The organism is Qipengyuania aestuarii, assembly GCF_019711535.1.
Classification (GTDB): domain Bacteria; phylum Pseudomonadota; class Alphaproteobacteria; order Sphingomonadales; family Sphingomonadaceae; genus Qipengyuania; species Qipengyuania aestuarii.
Window position 1 is genome coordinate 17,452 of record NZ_JAIGNP010000002.1, and the last position, 23,819, is coordinate 41,270.

A 23,819-nucleotide genomic window follows, 5' to 3' on the forward strand; every position below is an offset into this window, starting at 1 on the left:
TACAGATATAAAAATATCTTTATATGTGCGCTGCGATGCGTACCGAAACGATCTTTCGTGCTCTGGCCGACCCCACGCGTTTGCGAATAATGCGCCTGCTTGGTTCGATGGAGCTTGCGGTTGGCGAAGTCGCGCAGGTGCTGGGGCAAAGTCAGCCTCGCGCCTCGCGTCATGTCGGTATCCTGTGCGATGCCGGCCTGGCAGAGCGCCGCCGTGAAGGGAGCTGGATATTCCTGCGCGCCGCCAGCGATTCGCGCGGCGATCCGGCGATCCGGTCGGAGATAGCGCGATTGCTCGCGCTGCTGGAAAGTACCGACACCGCCTTTGGCGAGCAATGCGAGGCGGATCGCCAGAAGCTTGCCGCCATTCGCGATGCCCGCCAGGCCGAGGCGCAGGAGTATTTCGCCGAGCACGCGCATGATTGGGACGAGGTCCGCCGCCTTCATTCGTCGGACGAGCAGATCGAACAGGCGCTGGCAAAGGCGCTGAAAGACATTTCGCTCGGACGGGTTCTCGATATCGGAACCGGAACCGGGCGAATGGCGGAATTGTTCGCCGAAAAGGCGGACCACATCGTGGCGCTGGACAAGAGCCTCGCGATGCTTCGGGTGGCCCGCGCCAAGCTGCAGCATCTGCCGACCGAGCGCGTGGAGCTGGTCCAGGGCGACTTCACCAGCCTGCCTTTCGCGGCGGCGCGGTTCGATACGGTCCTCTTCCACCAGGTCCTCCATTTTGCGGACAGCCCAGCGGCCGCGCTCGCCGAAGCCGCGCGCGTGACCCGCAGCGGCGGCCGCATCGCCATCGTCGATTTCGCCGCCCATCAGCGCGAGGAGCTGCGCGAAAAATACGCCCACGCTAGGCTCGGCTTCGCCGACGCCCATATGAATGACCTTCTTGAAGAATCGGACTTCGAACCCCGTCCTCCCGTCTCGCTCGATGATGGGGAGATCGGGATCAAGATTTGGGTCGCCGAGCGTCGGCCGCACGCTGAAAGGATGACGGGATGAGCCCCACACTGGATCAGATGCGCGAGGCACAGCGCGCGCTTGAAACCCCGCTTTTCTCCGGCTTGGCCGGAGACATCGAGGTCAGCTTCGAGTTCTTCCCTCCCAAGACTGAAAAGATGGGCGAGACGCTTTGGCAGAGCGTCAAGACGCTCGAGCCGCTCGATCCACGTTTCATCTCGGTAACCTATGGCGCAGGCGGATCCACGCGGGAACGCACTCACGAAGCGGTCCGCCGTATCGTAAGCGAAACGAAGGTCCCGGCGGCGGCACATCTTACCTGCGTAAGGGCAACGCGCGACGAAGTGGATCAGGTGGCCCGCGAGTATTGGGATGAGGGTGTGCGCCACATCGTCGCACTGCGCGGCGACGCGCCTGATGGCGCGGAGGGCTATTCACCCCATCCGAATGGCTACGAGAACGCCGCCGATCTCATCGCTGGCCTCAAGCGCATCGCCGATTTCGAAATCTCGGTGGCTGCCTATCCTGAGGTTCATCCCGACTCGACAGATCGCCAGGCAGATCTCGACAATCTCAAGCGCAAGTTCGACGCCGGAGCGACCCGCGCCATCACTCAGTTCTTCTTCGAACCGGAATGCTTCTTCGATTTTAGGGACAAGGCGGCCTCGGCAGGGATCGAGGGCGAAATCGTACCGGGGATCATGCCGGTCCTGAGCTTTGCCGCCGTGCAGCGCATGAGCGGATTGTGCGGGACAGCAATTCCCGAATGGATGGAAGGCCTCTTCGACGGCCTCGACGATCGGCCCGAAGCGCGCCAACTGGTTAGCGCAACTATCGCCGCGGAGATGTGCCGGCGGCTTTATGCTGGCGGAGTGCGGCAATTCCACTTCTACACGCTGAACCGCGCCGAGCTGAGCTACGCCATCTGCCATATGCTCGGTGTGCGCCCGCAAGGGGAAAAGGCATGACGTCGGTTCGCGAAGTCTTCCTTCAGGAGTCCTCCAAGCGCATCCTGATCGTAGACGGTGCATTCGGCACTGAAATCCAGAACTGGAAGCTGTCCGAAGAAGACTACGCCGGGTCCCTCGGTCTCGCGAAGGATCAGAAAGGCAATAACGACATTTTGGCTTTGACCAAGCCGGAAGTGCCTGAGTCCATCCACCGCGCTTATTTCGCTGCAGGAGCGGATATTGCCGAGACGAATACTTTCTCGGCGAACCGCATCAGTCAGGCGGACTATGCCGCTGAACATCTTGTCCGCGAGATCAATATCGAGAGCGCCGGCCTTGCGCGTCGGATTGCGGACGAATTTGTCGCGAAAGACGGCCGGCCAAGGTTCGTCGCCGGGGCGATTGGTCCCACGAACAAAACACTGTCACTTTCGCCCGACGTCAACGACCCTGGATTCCGTGAGGTTGATTGGGATGAATTGGTGGATGTCTACCGCGAGCAGGCCGAGGCGCTGGTCGAGGGTGGGGCCGACTTCATTCTGATCGAAACCATTTTCGATACGCTGAATGCCAAGGCTGGCATCATGGCAGTCCGGCAGGTGGAGCGTGACCTTGGTCGCGAAGTGCCAATCATGCTGTCGATGACGCTGACCGATCTATCGGGGCGCAACCTTTCCGGCCACACTGTCGAGGCGTTCTGGCATGCCGTCCGCCACGCGCGGCCGCTTACAGTAGGTCTGAATTGTTCTTTCGGCGCGACGCAGCTGCGCCCCCACGTGCGCACGCTGAGCGCGATCGCTGATTGCCCGATCATGGTCTATCCCAATGCCGGCCTTCCCAACGAACTCGGCGAATACGACGAAATGCCGCGGGAAACCGCCGCCTTCGTGCATGAATGGGCCGATCAAGGCCAAGTGAATGTACTGGGCGGGTGTTGCGGCTCGACGCCGGCTCATATTGCGGCAATTGTGGATGCTGTTGCAAAACTTCCGCCACGGCAAATTCCGTCGCCTCCCATCGTAACCCGTCTCGCCGGTCTCGAGCCGTTCGAGATGGCCGTCTGATTTGCTGGAACGACTTCGTGTCTGATGTTTCTTCTTCCCGCTTCGTCAACATTGGCGAACGCACCAATGTCACCGGATCTGCGCGCTTCAAGAAGCTGATCATGGCGGGAGACTATCCTGCTGCGGTCGAAGTAGCGCGACAACAGGTCGAAAACGGCGCTCAGGTGGTCGACGTCAACATGGACGAAGGCCTGCTGGAGGCGGTCGAAGCGATGACGACCTTTCTCAAGCTGATTGCCGCAGAGCCAGATATCGCCCGTGTCCCGATCATGATTGACAGCTCGAAATGGGAAGTCATCGAAGCGGGCTTGAAATGCGTCAGCGGCAAGCCGATCGTCAATTCCATCAGCATGAAGGAAGGGGAGCAGCAATTCCTCCACCACGCGCGCAAATGCGTGGATTACGGCGCTGCGGCGGTCGTCATGGCTTTCGACGAGAAGGGGCAGGCCGATACCAAGGAACGTAAGGTCGAAATCTGCAAGCGGGCTTATGATCTGCTGGTGGCCGATGGCTTCCCTCCCGAGGACATCATTTTCGATCCCAATATCTTCGCGGTAGCGACCGGAATAGAAGAGCATGATCGCTATGGCCTGGATTTTATCGAGGCGGTCGCCGAATTGCGCGAGCTGTGCCCGCACGCGCATTATTCGGGGGGGCTGTCGAACCTGTCGTTCAGTTTCCGTGGCAACGAGCCCGTGCGCCGGGCGATGCATTCCGTCTTCCTATATCACGCGATTCCGGTCGGGCTCGACATGGCTATCGTCAACGCCGGCCAGTTGGACGTTTATGACCAGATTGATCCCGAGCTTCGCGAGGCCTGCGAGGATGTGATCCTCAACCGGCCCGCCCGCACCGAAGGCCAAAGCCCAACCGAGCGTCTGATCGCCTTGGCGGAAACCTATCGCGGCACTGATGTCCGGGCCGAAAAGGAAGCCGCTGAATGGCGCGGCTGGGATGTGATCAAACGTCTCGAACATGCGTTGGTGAAGGGTATCGATGCGCATATCGTCGATGATACCGAAGAGGCGCGGCAAACCATTTTCGAGCGAGGCGGCCGTCCGATCGAGGTTATCGAGGGCCCGCTGATGGACGGGATGAATGTGGTTGGCGACTTGTTCGGGTCAGGGAAGATGTTCCTGCCGCAGGTGGTGAAATCCGCTCGCGTCATGAAAAAGGCCGTCGCGCATCTCATCCCCTTCATCGAAGCCGAAAAGGAAGAGGGGGCGAAAGCCAAGGGCAAGATCATCATGGCGACCGTCAAGGGCGACGTGCACGATATCGGCAAGAACATCGTTGGCGTCGTGCTTCAGTGCAACGGTTACGAGGTGATCGATCTTGGGGTCATGGTTCCGTGGTCGACCATTCTTGAAGCGGCGAATGAGAATGATGCCGACATGATCGGACTTTCGGGACTGATCACGCCTTCTCTGGATGAGATGGTGACTGTGGCCGAGGAGATGAGCCGCGCCCAGATGACCATGCCGCTCCTGATCGGCGGCGCGACGACAAGCAAGGTTCATACCGCCTTGCGCATCGATCCCGCTTATGGTGGCCCGGTAATCCATGTCCTAGACGCCAGTCGGGCTGTTGGCGTGGCGAGCAAGCTGCTCTCCGATACTCAGCGCGATAGCTATGTCGACGAAGTCGCCAACGATTACGAAAACGTGCGCGAGAAACGGGCGGGCCGAGGCCAGAGCAAGCTGCTTCCGTTGGGGGACGCGCGCGCCAATGGCGCGAAAATCGATTTCAGTGAAAAGCCTGCCGATCCGGCTAAGCCGGGGCTGCACGTCTTTGATGACTGGTCACTAGCCGAATTGCGGGAATATATCGATTGGACGCCCTTTTTCCGCGCTTGGGAATTGCATGGGAATTTCCCGGCAATCCTTGACGACGAAATAGTCGGCGAAAGCGCACGCAGCCTCTGGGAGGATGCCCAGGCTATGCTGGACCAGATTATCGACAAGAAATGGCTCACCGCCCGGGGCGTTGCCGGCCTGTGGCCGTGCTACCGCGACGGTGACGATATTTTGGTCCACCATCGTCACGTCCAGGATCGCGTCAGCAAGGATGGCGGGCATTTCCCCGACGCGCCGATACCCGATCTCGACCGGACCAACGAGGAAAGCACTCGGTTGCCGATGTTGAGGCAGCAGGTTCACAAAAGCCGGGATCGGGCCAATTTCTGTCTGACGGATTTCATCGATCCATCGGGCGACTGGATCGGCGGATTCGCGGTAGGAATTCATGGTATCGATGAACCTTCGGCGCGCTTCAAAGCCGCCAATGACGACTATTCGGACATCATGCTGAAAGCTTTGGCAGACCGCTTCGCCGAAGCCTTTGCCGAACGGTTGCATCAGCACGTCCGGATGGATCTGTGGGGTTACGCGCCGGACGAACAATTCACCAACGAAGCGCTCATCAAGGAAGAGTATCGGGGTATCCGTCCGGCCCCCGGATATCCCGCATGTCCGGACCACAGCCTCAAACCTCTCTTGTTCGAGATGCTCAATGCTGAGGAACACACGGGTCTGGTTCTGACCGAGAGCTTCGCCATGCTGCCTACCGCGGCGGTAAGCGGCTTTTATTTCGCTCATCCGGACAGTTCATATTTCGGGGTGGCGACTGTCGGGCGAGATCAGCTTGAAGACTATGCGCTCCGCCGCGGTGTCGATATGGCGACAGCCGAACGATGGCTGCGCCCGAACCTCGATTGAACGCTTGGCCGGCAGGGCGCTTAGTCCTGGTTGGCGGGAGCGTCCTTCTCCTCGCCTATGCTGCGCTGTGGTTGAGCGTGAGCTACAATTCCGAGCTTCTGTCCACGCTCTGGTTTCTGCCCGGCATCGGGGTGATCGGGGCAGTCATTGCCAATACCTCGGGTACCGGGGGTGGGGTTGTCTTCGTTCCCGTTTTCAACGCGCTCCGGGAGCTCGGCGAGCTTGATCTGCAGCCGCTGCAGATTGTCGGCATCTCGATGTGCATACAGAGTTTCGGCATGACCATGGGAGCCCTGCGATGGACCGACCGGCTGTATCATCAGCCGCTCCCGGATGAACTGCATGCCACGGTCAGGCCCCGCGATTTCTTTGCTGTATGCCTGGCAGTAATGGCGCTTTCGCTCCCGGCCATGCTCGTTACTCAACGATGGGCCCAGCTCGACCAGCATGCTGTTCTTACCGCCTACAAGCTCTTCTCGATCCTTCTCGGCTTGGCTCTCATCGCCTCGACCTGGACCTTCAATTTCAAACGCGGCGAAAAAGACCGGCTTGAGCGAGCTGATCTTGCAGTAGTCCTCTTGCTCGCCATTCCGGGGGGAATCCTTACTGCGCTGTTCTCGGTCGGTATCGGCGAACTCGTCGCTCATTACCTTTTCATCCGCCATTATCCCGTGCTCCTGTGCACGGGCGCGGCATGCGTGATCTCTGCCGTCAGCGTCATCGCCGGATCGCTGTGGCACGTTCAGGCCGGATCGGTTCCATGGGAAGTGGTGTTGCTCGCAGTACCCGGGGCCATACTCGGAGGTTTCCTCGCTCGCCCAATCGCCCTGTGGCTGGGCGCCCGCCGACTGAAAACACTGGATGGCGGCTGGATCGTCGCCTCGGCGCTCTATTTGCTGTGGTCGAACGCGAATTGAGCCAATTGGCCAATTGACCGGGCGTACAGTATCGCGCAGGGCGTAACTGTCGGCTGCAGGAGCGATTCTGAGCAGGCACGCACGGGAGAGTCCTTGCGGGTTTGCGCCCGTACGGCGCCGAAGGAGCAACCGCCCCGGAAACTCTCAGGCACACGGACCGTGCGCTGCCATCGACACTCTGGAAAGCGCCGCCACTTCTGTGTCGGCCACCGAAGGGGTAAGCGCACCCGATCGTGCGCCAGTCTCTCAGGTTTCCCGACAGAGGGGGCATGGGTTGGTTTGGCGGACCGGATGGTGCGCTCCCATGCTTGCGAAGGACGGGATTTGAGCGACGAAAACGAAATCATCGACGAGATGCAGACGCTGCCGCTGGATAGCTGGCATCGGCGCAAGGGCGCGCGCATGGTGCCCTTTGCAGGCTATGAGATGCCGATACAGTATGAAGGCATCGTGGTAGAGCACAACTGGACGAGGGACCAGGCGGGCCTGTTCGATGTGAGTCACATGGGCCAGTTGATGGTGACTGGCGAAAAAGCGGCAGAGGAGCTGGAGAAGTTGCTCCCCGGCGCCATCGCCTCACTCAAGCCCGGACGGACGCGCTACTCGCTGCTGATGGCTGAAAACGGCGGTATTCTGGATGATCTGATGGTCACCAATGCGACCCCGTGGATCGAGGGGGATGAAGAGGAGGGCACCGAAGGTCATTGGGGCCAGGTTGCCTATTATCTCGTCGTCAACGGGGCAATGAAGTGGGACGACATCGCGCACCTTCGTGAACATCTCGACGACGATGTTACTCTGACCCACATGGACGATCGCGCCTTGCTTGCGCTTCAGGGACCGAACGCTGCAACCGCACTCAACCGCGTCATGCGCAATGTCATCGACGACATGGTTTTCATGGACTCCGTCGTTCACGATTTCGGTGAATGGCCGCTGCGGATTACGCGATCTGGCTATACCGGTGAGGATGGCTTCGAAATTTCGGTGCCCGCAGAATTTGCGGAAAGCCTTGCCGATCGGCTCTGCGCCGAAATCGAAGTCCGTCCGATCGGACTCGGTGCGCGTGACAGCCTGCGCCTGGAAGCCGGTCTACCCCTCTACGGGCACGATATTACGGAAGACACCGACCCGGTTGCCGCCGATCTTGGGTTCGCATTGACCAAGAAGCGCCGCGAGGAAGGTGGCTGGATGGGCCACGAAGCGGTCGCCAAGGTTCTTGCCAATGGCCCTGCGCAAAAGCGCGTGGGCCTGCAAATCGAAGGCCGGATGCCAGCGCGTGAAGGTGCGTTGGTCTATCTCGGCGATAAGCAAGTTGGCCGTGTTACGAGCGGAGGGTTTTCGCCTACACTCGAACGACCGATCGCCATGGCTTACATCGATATCGCACTCGCCGAAGAGGGAGCCGACCTCGAGGTGGAAGTGCGCAAGAAGAGATTGCCCGCGAAGGTCGCGAAGATGCCCTTCGTTCCCCACCGCTATCACAGAGGAAAGTGAGAGAGATGGCCCGCTATTTTACTGACGAACATGAATGGATTGACCTCGAAGGCGAAACCGCGACGGTCGGTATTACCGATTTCGCGCAAGGCCAACTCGGCGATATCGTATTTGTCGAGTTGCCTGATGTCGGTGCCGTGGTCGAAAAGGGCAAGGACGCTGCTGTTGTCGAAAGCGTCAAGGCGGCGAGCGATGTCTACGCGCCGCTCTCGGGTGAAGTGGTCGAAGTGAACGAGGCTCTGGAAGACGATCCGGCTTTGGTGAATTCCTCCCCCGAGGATGACGGCTGGTTCTTCAAGATGACCGTTTCGGACAAGGCCGAACTTGAAGGTCTAATGGACGACAAGGCTTACAAGAGCTTTTGCGACGGACTTTAATTCCCATCCCGCTTTCGGGACATAAGAGGTAATCGATGCGCTACCTGCCGCTGAATGACGCCGACCGCTCGGCGATGCTTGATAAAATCGGTGCGCCCGATGTGGATGCGCTGTTTGTCGATGTGCCAGAAGAGGCGCGGCTTTCCGGCCCCATCGACGGGCTGCCGATGCACGCCTCCGAAATGGCGGTAGAGAAGCATATGCGCCGTCTGTCTAAGAAGAATCTCGCAGCGGCAGACGCTGCCTTCTTCCTCGGCGCGGGAGCTTATCGCCATCATGTCCCGGCGAGCGTCGACCACATCATTCAGCGCGGCGAATTTCTGACCGCATACACGCCGTATCAGCCCGAAATCGCGCAGGGCACGCTGCAGATGCTGTTCGAGTTTCAGAGCCAAGTAGCGCGGCTTTACGGTTGCGCCGTGGCCAATGCGAGCATGTATGACGGTTCGACTGCGTGCTGGGAAGCCGTCGCCATGGCGAGCCGCGTGGCGCGAGGCAAGAAGCGCAAGGTGGTCCTTTCCGGCGCATTGCATCCACATTACGCCGAAGTCGTCAGGACCATGGCGAAATTCACCGAGGATGAGATTGCCGGTGCTCCGCCGAGCCTGACGGCAAAGCCCGATGACGACGGTCTGATTGCCCGGATCGACGAGAGTACCAGTTGCGTCGTGGTGCAATATCCCGACATTTTCGGTCGCCTGCCGGACCTGGAAAAGATCGCCGAGGCTGCGCATGACAAGGGCGCCTTGTTGATCGCGGTAAACACGGAGCCGGTCGCTTTGGGAGCAATCAAATCGCCCGGTGAACTCGGTGCCGACATCGTCGTGGGCGAGGGGCAGTCGATCGGCGTAGGTTTGCAGTTTGGCGGGCCATATCTGGGGCTGTTCGCCGTCCGCGACCCCAAGCACGTCCGCATGATGCCGGGCCGGCTATGCGGGGAGACCGTAGATGCGGAGGGCAAGCGCGGCTTCGTCCTGACGCTGTCGACCCGCGAGCAGCATATCCGCCGCGAAAAGGCGACGAGCAACATCTGCACCAATTCGGGGCTCTGCGCGCTGGCCTTCAGCGTTCATATGACCTTGCTGGGTGAAAAAGGCCTGCGCAGCCTCGCCACGGAGAACCACCGCCTCGCCTGCATCGCTGCTGAACGGCTCGGCAAAGTTTCCGGTGCCAAGGTGCTCAACGAGAGCTTTTTCAACGAATTTACCCTGCTGATAGAAGGCGACGCGCGCAAGATCGTGCGCGATCTGACCAGCCAGGATGTCCTCGCCGGAGTGGCGCTGGGCCGCCTGTTTCCGGGCAATGACGCGCTGGGCAAGGGCTTGCTCGTCGCGGTCACCGAAACCACCACCGAGGAGGACATCGAGACGCTGGCTTCCGCACTTGAGGAGGTGCTGGCATGAGCACGCCTAATGCATCGGGCTGGAAGCCCGGCACACCGGTCGAAGGCCACAACGCAATGAGCGGTCCCGACACCGCCACCGGCAATCGCGCGCTGCTGCTCGAAGAGCCATTGCTGTTCGAGATTGGATCGACCGAAACCACCGGCGTGGATTTCGAGTTTGCTGCCAAGCTGGATCTCGCCGGCGTCGAGCAGCCATCGCCGCCAAAGTCCGCTCCGGCGAGCCGCCTTGGCGGGTTCGAGCGGACTGACGCTATTGGCCTGCCCGGTCTGACCGAGCCTGAAACGGTCAGGCATTATACGCGTCTGAGCCGTCAGAACTATGCGATCGACCTCGGTCTCTTTCCGCTCGGATCGTGCACGATGAAGCATAATCCGCGGCTGAACGAGAAGGTTGCACGCATGCCGGGCTTTGCCGACGTTCACCCGCTACAGCCGGTCGACACGGTCCGCGGTGCGCTGGAAGTCGCCAACGAATTGGCGCATTGGCTGATAAAGCTGACCGGCATGCATAGCGTCGCCATGAGCCCCAAGGCAGGCGCGCACGGTGAGCTATGCGGTATCCTGTGCATCCGCGCCGCGCTTGAAGCTCGCGGCGATGCGCGCAAGGTGATCCTTGTGCCCGAAAGCGCGCATGGCACCAATCCCGCCACCGCCGCCTTTGCCGGATACGAGATCGAGGACATTCCTGCCAATGCGGATGGCCGGGTGGACCTCGATGCGCTTAAGGGCCGTCTCGGTCCCGATGTTGCCGGTGTGATGATCACCAACCCTTCTACACTCGGCCTGTTCGAGCGCGACCTAAAGGCTATTTCCGATGCGGTCCATGATGCGGGCGGCTTCGTTTATTGCGACGGCGCGAACTTCAACGCCATCGTCGGCAAGGTCCGTCCGGGCGATCTCGGTGTCGATGCGATGCACATCAACCTCCACAAGACTTTCTCCACCCCGCATGGCGGCGGCGGCCCCGGATCGGGGCCGGTGGTGTTGTCCGAAGCGCTCGCACCTTTCATGCCGCTACCTTATACGGCGCGAACTGAGGACGGTGTCGTGCATCTCGTCGAGGAAGAAGACGCCGAGGCCTTCGCTCAAGAGCATTTCGGCCGTCAGCTTGCCCATTTCGGGCGCATGACCGCGTTCCACGGCCAGATGGGCATGTTCACCCGCGCGCTCGCCTACATCCTCAGTCATGGGGCTGACGGGCTGAAGCAGGTGGCGGAAGATGCGGTGCTCAATGCAAACTATGTGCTGCGCAGCCTGGAAGACGTTCTCGACGCGCCTTTCGGTCACAGCGGGCCGTGCATGCATGAGGCATTGTTCAGCGACAAGGGTTTCGCCGAGGGCGTTTCAACGCTCGATCTCGCCAAGGCGTTGATCGACGAAGGCTACCACCCGATGACCATGTATTTCCCGCTGGTGGTGCACGGCGCAATGCTCATCGAGCCGACCGAGACCGAAAGCAAGGCCGCGCTGGACCAGTTCATAATGGCGCTGCGCAGCGTGGCGGAACGGGCAAAGACAGGCGATGAAAGCCTGAAGACAGCGCCGTATTATGCGCCGCGTCGCCGGCTCGACGAAACTTTGGCGGCAAGAAAGCCGGTACTAGCTTGGGAAGAGCCGAACCCGCCTGCAGGCACACCGACGCTGAGCGAGCAGGGCGGGCGGTAATGCCTGTCCTGCGGCGATGAAGATCGTTTTCAGCCGCAAGGGGTTCGATAGCGCATCGGGCGGCGGGCCTTCGCCGATCGTGGCCGGGCGGCCATTGAGTCTGCCGATCCCGGCCAGTGGGGCATCGCGCACCCGGTATGGCGATATAGGGCTGGGAAAACATGCGGAGAAAGCCAGCAAGGGAAAGCTGTGCGCAGATGACCTTTGCCACTACGATCCGATGTTCCGTGAAGATGGCACCTGCCTATTCGGACAAGTCGGCGCGGCGCAGACCCATTTGCGGAATCAGGGCGTCGGGCTCGGAGATGTTTTCCTCTTCTTCGGCTTGTTTCGAGAAGAAGATACGGAAGAGCCGCATCATCGCATTTTTGGCTGGCTGGAAGTCGGTGAGGTAATCGATCTTTCGCTCGGTGTGCCGGACTGGCTCGTCGAGGCGGGACATCCGCATGCGCTGAAAATGCATGGACCGAACGACTGCGTCTATACAGGCTCCGGTGGTACCGCTCTCCGGGCCGCAGATGCGCTTCGTCTCACCGTGCCGGGCGGTCCGCCATCGCTCTGGCACCGCCCTCAATGGTTGAAGCGAGGCGGGCTTTCCTACCACGACCGCGCAGATCGCTGGCTGCGCGGCGGCAGGCTGAAGAGCGTCGCGCGGGGACAGGAATTCGTCGCCGATATCGGCCGGCGAAAAGCCCCGCGCGAATGGCTCGCGCGGGTCCTGGACGAACTTAAAGCGTCTTGATCACCGAGGAGAAGTCGAGTCCGCCGTTTTCCTCGGCAAGCTTCTCGTAGATCTCGGCGGCTTTCGCACCCAATACTGTGGTCGCGCCGACATCTTCCGACGCATCCATAGCGAGGCGCAGGTCCTTGAGCATCAGCGCCGTGGCAAAGCCGCCTTTGTAGTCATTATCCGCCGGGCTTTCGGCACCCACACCGGGCATCGGCGTGTAGGCATTTAATGACCAGCAATAACCAGAAGACTGACTCGAAATCTCGTAGAACTTCTGCGGATCAAGCCCGAGTTTCTCGGCCATCTTCATCGCTTCTGCCGTGCCGATCATCGAAATGGCGAGCAGCATGTTGTTGCAGATCTTTGCCGTCTGGCCCGCTCCTGCATCGCCTGCGTGAATAACGGCCTTGCCCATTGATTGTAGCACCTCTTCGGCGCGCGCGAACGCTTTCTCGGTTCCGCCTACCATGAAGGTGAGCGTGCCACCATTGGCTGCCGCGATGCCGCCCGAAACAGGTGCATCGACCATGTCGTATCCGGCAGCTTCGGCGCGGGCAGTGACTTCCTTGGCAGTGGCGACATCGATGGTTGAGCAGTCGAGTAACACTGCGCCATTAGGAGCCTTGCCGATCACGCTGCCTTCGTAGACCGCCCTCACGATCTCACCGTTGGGGAGCATGGTCACCACCCCGTCGACACCTTGCACAGCCTCGCCTGCATCGGTGAACGGCGCGCAGCCATTGTCCTTTGCTGCGGCAAGCGCTTCTTCCGACAAGTCAAAGGCATTCACCTCGTGTCCCGCTTTCACGAGGTTAGCGGCCATTCCGCCGCCCATATTGCCGAGGCCGATGAAGGCGATTCTCATAATTTATCCTCTCTCAATTATCGTGGCGAGCGGCGAAGCTCGGAAGCAATTCAATCCTGATGATTCATCAAGCGTGGCGACTAGCCTGCTTCCCTGTCAGGCTCCTCGCAGAGGCGAGAAGCCCAAATGGCGATTACCGCCCCTTCCACTTGCCTTCACGTTTTTCAACGAAGGCAGCCATACCTTCCTTCTTGTCCTCGCTCGCTGCGAGAATCTGGAAGATGCGCCGCTCGATGATGAGCCCTTGGTCGAGGCTGGTCTCGAAGGCGGCGTTGACCATTTCCTTGTTCGCGATGGCGGCCATCGGCGGCATGCTGGCAATCTGCTTAGCGGTCTTCATCGCCTCCTCCAGCAGGCTGTCATGTTGAACGACACGAGCGACAAGATTGCTGCGCTCCGCTTCCTCGGCATCCATCATTCGGCCAGTGAGGCACATTTGCATCGCCTTGGACTTGCCGATCGCCTTGGTCAGGCGCTGTGATCCACCCATCCCCGGAGCGACGCCAAGCTTGATTTCGGGCTGGCCGAATTTCGCGTTCTCCGACGCGATGATGAAGTCTGCCATCATGGCAAGCTCGCAGCCGCCGCCCAGCGCGAAGCCGTTGACCGCAGCGATCCATGGCTTGCGGGTCTTCTTCACGATTTCGCTGGTCCAGGGGCTGAAGAAATCGTCGAGATAGAAGTCGGCCGAAGCCTTTTCGCTCATTTCCTTGATGTCTGCGCCAGCGGCAAAGGCTTTGTCGCCGGATCCGGTGAGAACGGCGCAAAGCTGGCTCTCGTCGGCTTGATAGGCGGCGAAAGCGTCAATCAGTTCTTCGAGTACTTGGCTGTTGAGCGCATTCAGTGCCTTGGGCCGATCGAGCGTGATCAGTGTGACCGCGTCGCGGGTTTCGACGGTGATGGTTTCGTATTCGGCCATTCGGCTCCCTTTCAAGTCGTCACCCTGAACTCGTTTCAGGGTCCATGTTTTGATCCAGACCGTCCTCTCATCGGGCGAGATGGCTGCCGAACCAAGTTCAGCATGACGGTGCGGATTATCCCAGCGGCTGCCATTCCTCGCCTGCGGGCAGCGGCGCGAAGATGCTGTCGATCAGCTCATCGCTCACGCCTTCTGGCGTTGCCGGGGCCCATTTGGGATCGTTCGTCTTATCTACGATCACCGCGCGTACGCCCTCGGCGAAATCGGGGCGGGTCAGCACACGGCTGGCGATGCGATATTCCATCGCCATGTTGTCGGCGAAGCTGTCCAGATGTGCGCTGTCCGCCAACTGGCGGAGCGCGACCTTGCATGTCTGCGGGCTCTTGCTGCGCAGCGTGGCGAGTTCCTTCGCTGCCCAGTCACTGTCGTCCGCTTCAAGACTTGCAAGGATGTCCTCGAACCGGTCGGACGCGAAGTGCTTGTTTATCCGGTCACAGTTCGCCTCAATTCGGGCCTCGGGCGGAGTTACCGAGAGTTCCGACAGGATGCCGCCGATGCGCGCGGGGTTGTCGATGATCCGAGCCTTGGCCTCTTCCAGCTTTTCCGCCGGGAGATAATGCGTCGACAGGCCTGCAAACTGGCATTCAGCCCCGTCCAACCGTGCGCCGGTCAGTGCCAGGAACTGGCCCAGCCGTCCGCCGAGGCGGGAGAGATGCCATCCGCCGCCGACATCCGGGAAAAGGCCAATGCCGGTTTCAGGCATGGCGAAGCGCGTGTGTTCGGTCGCGACGCGGTATTTGCACGGCAGGGCAATGCCGACGCCGCCGCCCATCGTGATGCCGTCCATGAAGGCAACGATCGGCTTGCCATAGGAGAACATCTGGTGGTTCAGCTGATACTCGTCGTAGAAAAATTCGCGTCCGCTTCGGCCGTCATCGTTCAGCGCGGAGTGGCGCAGCAGATTGATATCGCCCCCGGCGCAGAAGCCGCGGCCTTCGGCGTGATCGAGGATCACCGCTTCGATCCCGTCGTCGTCGGCCCATTCGCGCAGCGCCTTGCTCATTGCGCGGCACATGTCGAGCGTCAGCGCGTGCAGCGCCTTGGGGCGGTTCAATGAGATGTGGCCGATGCGACCATGTGTGTGGATATGGACCTCGTCGGTCATGCTGCTTTCCTATGTTCTATGAGATCCCAACGATTGCCCCAGGGATCGGTAAAGACCGCCACCGTGCCATAGAGCTCTTCGCGTGGGCCATCGCTGAATTGCACGCCACATGCGGCGATGCGGGCATGATCGGCGGCGAAATCGTCGCTGGACAGAAACCAGCCGACGCGGCCGCCGGCCTGGTTGCCCATGGCAGCGCGTTGGCGTTCGTCCGTGGCGCGTGCGAGCAACAGCCTGCCGCCACTTGCGCCAGCCACCACGACCCAGCGCTTGCCCGCGCCCAGATCGCTGTCTTCCAGCAGGGTGAAGCCCAGCGCGTCGCGGAAGAAGGCGATGCCCTCATCGTAATCGGGGACGAGGAAGGTGGTCATGGCAAGGCCGCTCACTGGCGCAGCAAATCCCGGCCCACGATCATACGCATGACCTGATTGGTGCCTTCCAGGATCGAATGCACGCGCAGGTCGCGCCAGAAGCGTTCGATCGGATATTCCTTGAGATAGCCGTAGCCGCCGAACAGCTGCAGCGCGTCGTTGACGATCTTGCTGCCATTGTCGGTCGCGAGCCGCTTGGCCATGGCCGAGAAGCGCGACTTGTCGGGCGCATTTTCGGTCACCTTGGCGGCGGCGAGATAGAGCAGGGCCCGCGCCGCCTCCAGATCGGTCGCCATGTCGGCGAGCATGAACTGGGTGTTCTGGAAATCGGCGATCGGCGTGTCGAACTGCTTGCGGTCCTTGGTATAGGCCACCGCTTCGTCTAGGCAGCGCTGCGCCCCGCCCAGCGAACAGGCGCCGATGTTCAACCGCCCGCCGTCGAGCCCCATCATGGCGAAGCGGAAACCTTCACCTTCGTCGCCCACGCGGTTGGCCACGGGCACGCGGGCGTCCTCGAAGATCACCTGCGCGGTCGGGCTGGCGTTCCAGCCGAGCTTCTTCTCCGGCTTGCCGAAAGATACGCCGGGCGTGTCCTTGTCGATCACCAGGCAGGTGATGCCCTTTGTCTTGTGCTCGCCAGTGCGGACCATGGTGACATAGATGTCGTTGACGCCGCCGCCGGAGATGAACTGCTTGGTGCCATTCAGCACGTAATGGTCGCCATCCAGCACGGCATTGGTCTTCAATCCCGCCGCGTCCGAGCCGCTGCCCGGTTCGGTGAGGCAGTAGCTGGCCAGCTTTTTCATGCTGACGAGATCGGGCAGGTAGCGCTCCTTGACCTCTTCGCCGCCGAAGCTGTCGATCATCCAGCTGGCCATGTTGTGGATTGAGATGAAGGCGCTGGTGGTAGGGCAGCCATAGGCCATGGCTTCCATGATGAGAGCCGCTTCCAGCCGGCCCAAGCCGATGCCGCCGCTCTCCTCCGAGACATAGATCGCACCGAATCCGAGTTCGGCAGTGCGCTTGATCACATCGCGCGGGAAGTGCGATGTTTCGTCCCATTCGCCCGCATGAGGTGTGATATTGTCGGCGGTAAAGCGCTGGGCCATTTCCTGGATGGCGAGCTGCTCTTCGGTAAGCTGAAATTGTCCTGTCATGGGCAGCGCTCTAGCCCGCCCATCGGGGCAAGGGAAGGGGGCGGCAGGCTAGGCGGAAACGATTGCTTCGGCCTCGATTTCGACTTTCCACTCCTTGCGGCAAAGCCACGCGCAACCGACCATCGTTGCGGCTGGCGGCTTCGCTCCGAAAAATCGGGAATGTACCGCGCCGACCACTTCTTGATCACTGAAGTCGGTCAGAAACATGCGCGTTCGCACGACATCGCCGGCGCTGCCGCCAAGCTGTTCGATCGCGCGCAGGATCAAGGTGAAACAACGATCCGCCTGCGCGGCAGCGTCGCCTGGCGTGGTGCTGCCGTCGTCCTCTACCGGACCCGTGCCTGCAACCACGATCCGGTCGCCCACGCGCACTGCGCGGGCGAAACCGAACTTTGCTTCATAGGGCGAGCCTGTGAAAGCCCGCCCCCGATTACTCATCCGCATTTTACTTCGGTGATGATCATGGCGGCGTCATACCGCACATTCACGCGGTCTTCGCGATAATCCATCGTCCACATCGTGCCCGGTGCGCCCCAGCGAAGCGTCTTCGCACCGCTTTCGGCGAGGATTTTCGCACCGATGTCAGCGTCGGCCTTCTGACCGACATATGTCTGGAGAGCGTCTGCCTCACAAATGCCGCCCCCGGCAGAAGGCGATGTCATATCACCACCGGTGGTTGCGCAAGCAGCAAGGGGAAGGGCGGCAAGGGATAGAACATACGCTTTCATCAGTGTCTCCTCAGACGGGGCATTTGGTATAAGTCAGCGGGTCGGACATTGCATCCTCACCGTATTCTTCGCGTATTAGTCGGGTGCTGCTTTCATTTAGGTGAAGATTGATCTCCCGCTGCCAATTCTGACCTTCGCCCGCGAAGTCGAAGATGGCACGGATATTATCATCGCCTTTTTCTTTTATTTCGGCAATCGCGGCCTGCGATTCATAGAAACGCAGCTTTGTGGCCGAAATTTCGAGCGCTCCCTTGGCGTCGCCGTCTTCGTCGGTGCAATCGCCCGGGGCCAGACCCCACCTGCCATGAAGTGCGCGGGGGATAGTCTCCTGCTCGGTTTCGGGGAGCGGTTCTGCACCATCGCCAATCCCTCCGTCGGGCTCGACCGGAATCATTGTCTCATCGTCCTGCGAGGTGGTCTCATCAGCGGCGGTGCAGCCTGCGAGTGCCAGCAGGGCGACGGGCAGGGCGGAGCATAGCGGCAGGTTTTTCATCATACTGCCCCCAATGCTCCGCCCGGCCGATCTATCCCATGGTGGGGATGACGAAGGCGTTCGACCCGTCGCCGCCGCCATCGGGCCAGCGCTGGGTGACCTTCTTGGCCTTGGTCCAGAACTTCAGGCCTTCCATGCCGTATTGATCGATGTCACCGAAGCCGGAACGCTTCCATCCGCCAAAGCTGTGATAGCTGACTGGAACCGGGATCGGCACGTTGATACCGACCATGCCGACATTCACGCGGCTGGCGAATTCGCGCGCGGCGTGGCCGTTCCGGGTGAAGATGGCGACGCCATTGCCATACTGGTGTTCGCTCGGCAGGCGCACGGCTTCTTCGAAATCCTTCGCGCGCACGATCTGGAGAACCGGGCCGAAGATTTCTTCCTTGTAGCTTTCCATATCAGGCGTGACGCGGTCGAGCAGGGTCGGACCGACAAAGAAGCCGTTCTCATGCCCCTGGAGGGTGAAGCCGCGGCCGTCGATGACCACTTCGGCGCCTTCCTTCTCGGCCGTGTCGATCCATTGTTCGACACGCGCCTTGTGCTCGGGCGTGACCACCGGGCCGTAATGCGCTTCGGCATCGGTCGAAACGCCTACGCGCAGCGCATTGATCGCAGGGATCAGCTTCTCGCGCAGCCGTTCTGCGGTGTCCTCGCCCACCGGTACCACTACCGGCAGCGCCATGCAGCGCTCACCGGCCGAGCCGAAGGCGGCCCCAGCCAGGTCTCCGACCACCTGATCGAGATCGGCATCGGGCATGACGATGCCGTGGTTCTTCGCTCCGCCGAAGGCCTGAACGCGCTTCGCATTGGCCGTGCCGCGGGAATAGATATACTGCGCGATATCGGACGAGCCGACGAAGCTGATCGCTGGGATGTCGGGGTGGTCGAGGATGGCATCGACCATTTCCTTGTCGCCGTGGACGACCTGCAAAAGCCCTTCGGGTGCACCCGCTTCCAGGAACAGTTCGGCCAGTCGCACCGGCACGCTCGGATCGCGCTCGCTCGGCTTCAGAATAAAGGCGTTGCCTGCAGCGATTGCCATGCCGAACATCCACATCGGGATCATCGCGGGGAAGTTGAACGGGGTAATACCAGCCCCGATGCCGAGCGGCTGGCGCATCGAATAGACATCGATGCCGGGGCCTGCACCCTGCGTGTACTCACCCTTCAGAGCCTGCGGGATGCCGCAGGCATATTCGATCACTTCCAGCCCGCGCTGCACGTCGCCATGCGCATCTTCCACGACCTTGCCGTGTTCGCTGGCGAGCAGTTCGGCCAGTTCCTGCTTATGCGCTTCGACCAGTTCCTTGAACTTGAACATTACGCGGGCGCGGCGCTGCGGATTGGTGGCGGCCCATTCAGGCTGCACCTTCTTGGCTGCTGTCACAGCCTGATCAAGCAGTGCCGCACCTCCCAAAGGAACTTCGGCCTGGACCTCGCCGGTAGACGGGTTCCAGATCTTGTGCTTGCGGTTGGCGGCCGGACTGTCTCCGGCAATGAAATGGTCGACCTGACGCATGGAAAAATCCTCTCTTTTCTTGCCAACGGCCTTGGCAAGCGAGAGGTCCTAAATCAACCGGTTTCAGATGAAACCTCAGCTGGACGGGATAGTGAGAGAGCTAACCCACACCAGCCATAAGCTGCGCGCACAGTATGGCACCATAGGTGCCCAGCGCATAACCGAGCACAGCCAGCAACACGCCCACAGGGGCCAGCGCGGGGTGGAATGCCGCCGCCACAACCGGCGCGGAGGCTGCGCCCCCCACATTGGCCTTACTGCCGACGGCCACGAAAAAGAACGGGGCCTTGATGATCTTGGCCACGACCAGAAGCAGCAGGATGTGAAACAGCATCCAGATGGCCCCGATCGCCATGAATGCAGGGGCGTCCATGATCTTGGTGACATCCATTCGCGTGCCGATGATGGCGACCAGCAGGAAGATGAACAGTACGCCGAATTTGCTCGCGCCGACCCCTTCTAGTTCGCGGGCGCGGGTAAAGCTGGCAAGCAGGCCGGCGGTCGTGGCGATGACGACGACCCAGAAGAATTCGCTTGCCAGGGTTGCATCCTCGCCCTGAAGCTCGGCGAAGAAATTGCCGATCCACCCGCCAAGCAGATGCGAAAGGCCCACGACGGCGAAAGCGACGCCGAACAGCAGAACGTAATCATTGGCCTTGGCCACGCGTTCGATACTGTCGGAGTAGTTCGCCATGCTGTCGCGCAGCTTCTCGATGGATGAAGCATCAGCGCCGAGCCAGCGGTCCACGCGTTCGGTTGCACCTGCGCCATAGAGCAGGAAGATCATCCAGATTTCCGCCACGATGATGTCTACGGCCAGCAGGGCGGAGAAGTTCTCCAGCGGATAGCCATAGACTTCGAGCATTGCCGTCTGGTTAGCCCCGCCGCCAATCCAGCTGCCCGCGAGTGTCGCCAGACCCCTCCAGGCTGCGGTGTCGCCTGCGCCGATGACGCTCGGGTCGAATTGCGCCACGATCCACAGCGCTAGAGGCCCACCGATAATGATGCCGACAGTGGCGGTCAGGAACATGATGATGGCCTTGCTGCCAAGGCCGATGATCCCCTTGATGTCGATGCTGAGCGTCATCAGAAACAGCGCGGCGGGCAGGAAATAATCCTTGGCGATCGGCCAGAGCTGGCTGTCCGAAGTATCGATCAAGCCGGACGTCACGAAGAGCGAGGGAACCAGATAGCAAACCAGTATGATCGGAACGAAGACGTAGAACCGCTTCCAGCCGGGCCTGTCCCGCGTGGCGAACACGAAGGCGAGCAGGGCTGCCAAGAGGCCTAGAATGATGCGATCATCGCTGATCATGGGCGGATTGTCCTCTCCAGTATCGAGACAGGCCTAGCCGGCCGCGAAGGTCCCTGTCTCGAAGAAATGCGCTATCTTCTTCTGCTGCGGTACGATGTCGAGGCCGTTATCCGCAAGCCAGGCATTGTCGAAAATCGTGTCGGCGTAGCGGCTGCCATCGTCACACAGGATCGAGACGATCGATCCTGCCATGCCCCGTTCCGCCATGTCGGCTGCGATCTTGGCGCATGCCCACACATTCGTCCCGGTCGAGCCGCCGCATCTGCGCCCTAGCCTTTTGCTGACCTCATGGGCAGCAGCGATGGAGCAGACGTCCGGGACCACTTCCATCCGGTCGACCACATCGGGCAGGAAACTTGGCTCGACCCGTTGCCGGCCGATGCCCTCGATACAGCCGGACGAATGCTCGATACGATCGACCGACCGATCGGACCAATGGCGGTGGAAGACCGATCCTTCGGGGTCGGCGACGCACAAACGTGTGTCGTGCCGGTGGTAGCGGGCGTAGCGGCCGATGGTTGCCGACGTGCCGCCCGTACCGGCGCCGCAGACAATCCAGCGCGGAACGGCGTGAGGTTCCTGGGCCATCTGCGCGAAAATGGATTCGGCGATATTGTTGTTGCTGCGCCAGTCCGTGGCGCGCTCGGCATAGGTGAACTGGTCGATGTAGTGACCGTCCAATTTATCGGCGAGCGAATGTGCGGCCTCATAGATTTCCGAGGGACGGTCGACAAAGTGGCACTCGCCGCCCTGGAAGGTAATCGCGTCGATCTTGGCCTTGGCGGTCGAGCGCGGCACTACCGCAATGAAGCGCAGGCCCAGCATGCGGGCGAAATAGGCCTCCGAGACAGCTGTCGATCCGCTCGACGCTTCCACGATGGCCGTGTTCTTGCCGATCCAGCCATTGCACAGGCTGTAGAGGAACAACGAGCGGGCCAGCCGGTGCTTCAGGCTTCCGGTCGGGTGGCTGGACTCGTCTTTCAGATAGATCGCGATATCGGGCAGGGCCGGAACGGGTAGGGGAATGAGGTGGGTATCCGCCGAGCGGTTGAAATCCGCCTCGATCCTTCCGATCGCCCAGTTGAGCCATTCGCGTTTGTTTTCCATGCAGGGCCTTCTAGGCAGTCTGGGCGAGTTGGGAACCCGCGGGAAAGTGTTTTCCGCCAAACGCTCCGGATTGTATTGACCCACTCGCCCATCCCATGCCAACCGCAGCCGGGCTTCGCGGGTGTAGCTCAATGGTAGAGCAGCAGCTTCCCAAGCTGACGACGAGGGTTCGATTCCCTTCACCCGCTCCAGCTTTTATGGTTCGCCCTCCACCTTCGGACGTTTCGCACGCACTTTACGAAGGCGCGCATGCTGTAGTTCGGCCTGAAGACATTCATTCAACAAGCGGTTGCACTGCGAGCCGTGCAGCCACAGTAACAGCGCCGTATTAGCTCCCCAATGCTTAGGCGGCTCGCGCAAGAATCGGCCATAGCAAGATCGCAGAGGTGATCAAAAACCCCACGGTTGCAGAGGCGAAAGCGTCGCGGTGGGGGTGCCACCAGGGATCCTTATTCTTCGCCATTTTCGCCTCCGGTACCTTGCTCCCAGCCGCCGCCCAAGGCGCGAAACACGGCGATCTGATCTCGGGAGACGGCGGCGTCCTGCTCGGCGAGTTCGGCGCTCGCTTCAGCCAGCGTGCGCTCCGCGTCCAGCGTGTCGAGGGAATTGACCAGCCCCTCGCGGTTCTGCGCGCGAACGATCCGCGCGGCGCGTTCGGCGGATGCTACGGCCGCCACCAAAATACGCCGCCGTTCCAGCGCACGGGCGTAATTCGACAAGGCTGTCTCCGCCTCCTGGAGCGCCACGAGCACGGTCCCGTCGAAGGCAGCGAGCGATCCGGCGGCATTCGCCTCGGCTGCATCGATCCGGGCGTAAACCGGCTCGCGATTGGGAAACGCCCAATCGATCAGCGGGCCGAGCACGAAGCCCAGCGGCCCTCCGGCAAACAGATCGCCCAGCCTGGTCGCATCCGATCCGATAGACCCCCCGAGCGTGATGCGCGGATAAAGGTCTGCGCGGGCAATCCCGATCCACGCTCCGTCGGCCAGCGCGCGCTGTTCGGCTGCGCGAACATCCGGGCGGCGCGCGAGCATCTGCGTGCCGTCCCCCACCGGCAGCGGCGCGGCGATTTCGAGCGGAACCGTTCGTGCGCCGATATCCGCCGGCAGCTCCGCAGGCGCCCGGCCGGTCAGAGTGGCCAATGCGAACAGGGCAGCGCGGCGCTCTGCCTGGATCGCGGGAATGGTGGCCATACGCTGTTCCACCAGACTTTCGATCCGCGCCACTGCCAGGCCATCGGTATAGCCTGCATCATGCCGCAACCGGGTCAGGCGGAGGCTGTCTTCGAGCAGATCGACTATCGAGCGCGCCACGCGCAACCGGGCTGCCGCGCTGGCGGCATCGGCATAGGCGCGCGTGGTATCCGCCACCACCATCACCCTCACCGCTTCGGCATCGGCGCTGGCGGCGGTAACATCGCCGCGCGCGGCCTCGATACCGCTGCTCACCCGGCCGAACAGGTCGACTTCATAGGCGATATCGGCGCCGATCGAGAACTGACCACCGTCGCGGTCCTGCCCCGGCAGAGTCTGCGCTTCGGGCGCGCGTCCATAGCCAGCCGATGCGTCTAGCCCCACTTGCGGCAGCCGGTCCGCCCGCGCCCCCCGCAGCGCGGCACGGGCACGGTCGATGCGGGCGACGGCCTGCCGGATATCGGTGTTTGCGGCGAGTGCATCGGCCACCAATCCATCCAGAACGGGGTCGTCATACAGACGCCACCAATCCTGCGGGAGGGGCGCTGCGGATACGCTATCTGACTCGGCTGAGAGGAAGGGGCCGGTTTCCACATCGTGGATGGGAAGGGACGCGATGTGGTCCGGCCCCGCCGCGCAGCCCGCCAGGGCCAACGCGGAAACGGCGGGGAAGAGAAATGTGCGAAGATTCATG

General features: G+C 61.3%; 21 protein-coding genes, 1 tRNA gene, 1 pseudogene and 2 riboswitches. Of the genes and pseudogenes, 11 read left to right on the plus strand and 12 right to left on the minus strand.

Features of this window, described 5'->3' with window-relative positions:
• Nucleotides 1–35: 35 nt before the first annotated feature.
• From K3175_RS05425 to K3175_RS05470, 10 genes and pseudogenes are all read left to right on the plus strand, one after another.
• Nucleotides 36–1,007, plus strand: coding sequence for an ArsR/SmtB family transcription factor (locus tag K3175_RS05425; protein WP_221542388.1), 972 nt, complete (start codon nt 36–38; stop codon nt 1,005–1,007).
• Nucleotides 1,004–1,933, plus strand: coding sequence for a methylenetetrahydrofolate reductase (gene metF / locus K3175_RS05430; RefSeq protein WP_221542389.1), 930 nt, complete (start codon nt 1,004–1,006; stop codon nt 1,931–1,933). The genes K3175_RS05425 and metF overlap by 4 nt, the downstream gene beginning before the upstream one ends.
• Nucleotides 1,930–2,979 (plus strand): homocysteine S-methyltransferase family protein, encoded by a 1,050-nt coding sequence (locus K3175_RS05435; RefSeq protein WP_247710747.1) that lies wholly within the window; start codon nt 1,930–1,932, stop codon nt 2,977–2,979. Before metF ends, K3175_RS05435 begins: the two co-directional genes overlap by 4 nt.
• Nucleotides 2,946–5,696, plus strand: a pseudogene (gene metH, locus K3175_RS05440) (methionine synthase); the annotation flags it as partial. The gene K3175_RS05435 and the pseudogene metH, both read left to right, overlap by 34 nt.
• A 77-nt stretch (nt 5,697–5,773) precedes the next feature.
• Nucleotides 5,774–6,613, plus strand: a complete 840-nt coding sequence (locus tag K3175_RS05445; protein ID WP_221542390.1) for a sulfite exporter TauE/SafE family protein — start codon at nt 5,774–5,776, stop codon at nt 6,611–6,613.
• Nucleotides 6,614–6,685: 72 nt separating this feature from the next.
• Nucleotides 6,686–6,783, plus strand: a riboswitch (glycine riboswitch).
• Nucleotides 6,784–6,885: riboswitch (glycine riboswitch) on the plus strand. It begins immediately after the preceding riboswitch.
• A gap of 52 nt (nt 6,886–6,937) precedes the next feature.
• Nucleotides 6,938–8,110, plus strand: a complete 1,173-nt coding sequence (gcvT, locus tag K3175_RS05450; protein ID WP_247710749.1) for a glycine cleavage system aminomethyltransferase GcvT — start codon at nt 6,938–6,940, stop codon at nt 8,108–8,110.
• Nucleotides 8,111–8,115: 5 nt separating this feature from the next.
• Nucleotides 8,116–8,487, plus strand: a complete 372-nt coding sequence (gene gcvH / locus K3175_RS05455; protein ID WP_221542392.1) for a glycine cleavage system protein GcvH — start codon at nt 8,116–8,118, stop codon at nt 8,485–8,487.
• Between the two features lie 35 nt (nt 8,488–8,522).
• Nucleotides 8,523–9,890: an aminomethyl-transferring glycine dehydrogenase subunit GcvPA gene (gcvPA, locus tag K3175_RS05460; protein ID WP_221542393.1), complete on the plus strand. Its 1,368-nt coding sequence runs from the start codon at nt 8,523–8,525 to the stop codon at nt 9,888–9,890.
• Between the two features lie 56 nt (nt 9,891–9,946).
• Nucleotides 9,947–11,557, plus strand: coding sequence for an aminomethyl-transferring glycine dehydrogenase subunit GcvPB (gene gcvPB / locus K3175_RS05465; RefSeq protein ID WP_425594831.1), 1,611 nt, complete (start codon nt 9,947–9,949; stop codon nt 11,555–11,557).
• 16 nt (nt 11,558–11,573) lie between these two features.
• The gene (locus K3175_RS05470) at nt 11,574–12,299 is read left to right on the plus strand and encodes an Nmad3 family putative nucleotide modification protein (RefSeq protein WP_221542395.1); all 726 of its coding nucleotides are present in this window, start codon (nt 11,574–11,576) and stop codon (nt 12,297–12,299) included.
• Here the strand turns inward: K3175_RS05470 and mmsB are convergent.
• From mmsB to K3175_RS05525, 11 genes are all read right to left on the minus strand, one after another.
• Entirely contained in the window at nt 12,286–13,152 is an 867-nt protein-coding gene (mmsB, locus tag K3175_RS05475) for a 3-hydroxyisobutyrate dehydrogenase (RefSeq protein WP_221542396.1), read from the minus strand. The two genes, K3175_RS05470 and mmsB, sit on opposite strands and share 14 nt — an antisense overlap.
• Nucleotides 13,153–13,285: 133 nt before the next feature.
• The gene (locus K3175_RS05480) at nt 13,286–14,071 is read right to left on the minus strand and encodes an enoyl-CoA hydratase-related protein (RefSeq protein ID WP_221542397.1); all 786 of its coding nucleotides are present in this window, start codon (nt 14,069–14,071) and stop codon (nt 13,286–13,288) included.
• Nucleotides 14,072–14,186: 115 nt separating this feature from the next.
• Entirely contained in the window at nt 14,187–15,236 is a 1,050-nt protein-coding gene (locus tag K3175_RS05485) for an enoyl-CoA hydratase/isomerase family protein (RefSeq protein WP_221542398.1), read from the minus strand.
• Nucleotides 15,233–15,622, minus strand: coding sequence for a VOC family protein (locus K3175_RS05490; protein WP_425594828.1), 390 nt, complete (start codon nt 15,620–15,622; stop codon nt 15,233–15,235). The genes K3175_RS05485 and K3175_RS05490 overlap by 4 nt, the downstream gene beginning before the upstream one ends.
• Nucleotides 15,619–16,764 carry an acyl-CoA dehydrogenase family protein gene (locus K3175_RS05495; protein ID WP_221542399.1) on the minus strand — a complete coding sequence of 382 codons (1,146 nt, stop codon included), beginning with the start codon at nt 16,762–16,764 and terminating at the stop codon, nt 15,619–15,621. Before K3175_RS05495 ends, K3175_RS05490 begins: the two co-directional genes overlap by 4 nt.
• A gap of 48 nt (nt 16,765–16,812) precedes the next feature.
• Nucleotides 16,813–17,202: a RidA family protein gene (locus K3175_RS05500; RefSeq protein WP_221542400.1), complete on the minus strand. Its 390-nt coding sequence runs from the start codon at nt 17,200–17,202 to the stop codon at nt 16,813–16,815.
• Nucleotides 17,199–17,492: an I78 family peptidase inhibitor gene (locus tag K3175_RS05505; protein ID WP_221542401.1), complete on the minus strand. Its 294-nt coding sequence runs from the start codon at nt 17,490–17,492 to the stop codon at nt 17,199–17,201. The genes K3175_RS05500 and K3175_RS05505 overlap by 4 nt, the downstream gene beginning before the upstream one ends.
• A 10-nt stretch (nt 17,493–17,502) precedes the next feature.
• Nucleotides 17,503–17,988, minus strand: a complete 486-nt coding sequence (locus K3175_RS05510) for a hypothetical protein (RefSeq protein WP_221542402.1) — start codon at nt 17,986–17,988, stop codon at nt 17,503–17,505.
• Nucleotides 17,989–18,016: 28 nt separating this feature from the next.
• Nucleotides 18,017–19,510, minus strand: a complete 1,494-nt coding sequence (locus K3175_RS05515; protein WP_221542403.1) for a CoA-acylating methylmalonate-semialdehyde dehydrogenase — start codon at nt 19,508–19,510, stop codon at nt 18,017–18,019.
• Between the two features lie 100 nt (nt 19,511–19,610).
• Nucleotides 19,611–20,825: a DUF819 family protein gene (locus K3175_RS05520; protein ID WP_221542404.1), complete on the minus strand. Its 1,215-nt coding sequence runs from the start codon at nt 20,823–20,825 to the stop codon at nt 19,611–19,613.
• Nucleotides 20,826–20,858: 33 nt separating this feature from the next.
• A complete protein-coding gene (locus K3175_RS05525; protein ID WP_221542405.1) occupies nt 20,859–21,932 on the minus strand; it encodes a PLP-dependent cysteine synthase family protein in 1,074 nt (357 codons plus the stop codon).
• 117 nt (nt 21,933–22,049) lie between these two features.
• On the opposite strand from K3175_RS05525, the gene K3175_RS05530 reads away from it, so the two are divergent.
• Nucleotides 22,050–22,123, plus strand: a tRNA-Gly gene (locus tag K3175_RS05530).
• A 258-nt stretch (nt 22,124–22,381) separates the two neighbouring features.
• Here K3175_RS05530 and K3175_RS05535 read toward each other — a convergent pair.
• Complete coding sequence (locus K3175_RS05535; RefSeq protein WP_221542406.1) at nt 22,382–23,818, minus strand: efflux transporter outer membrane subunit; 1,437 nt, start codon at nt 23,816–23,818, stop codon at nt 22,382–22,384.
• Nucleotide 23,819: the final 1 nt, after the last annotated feature.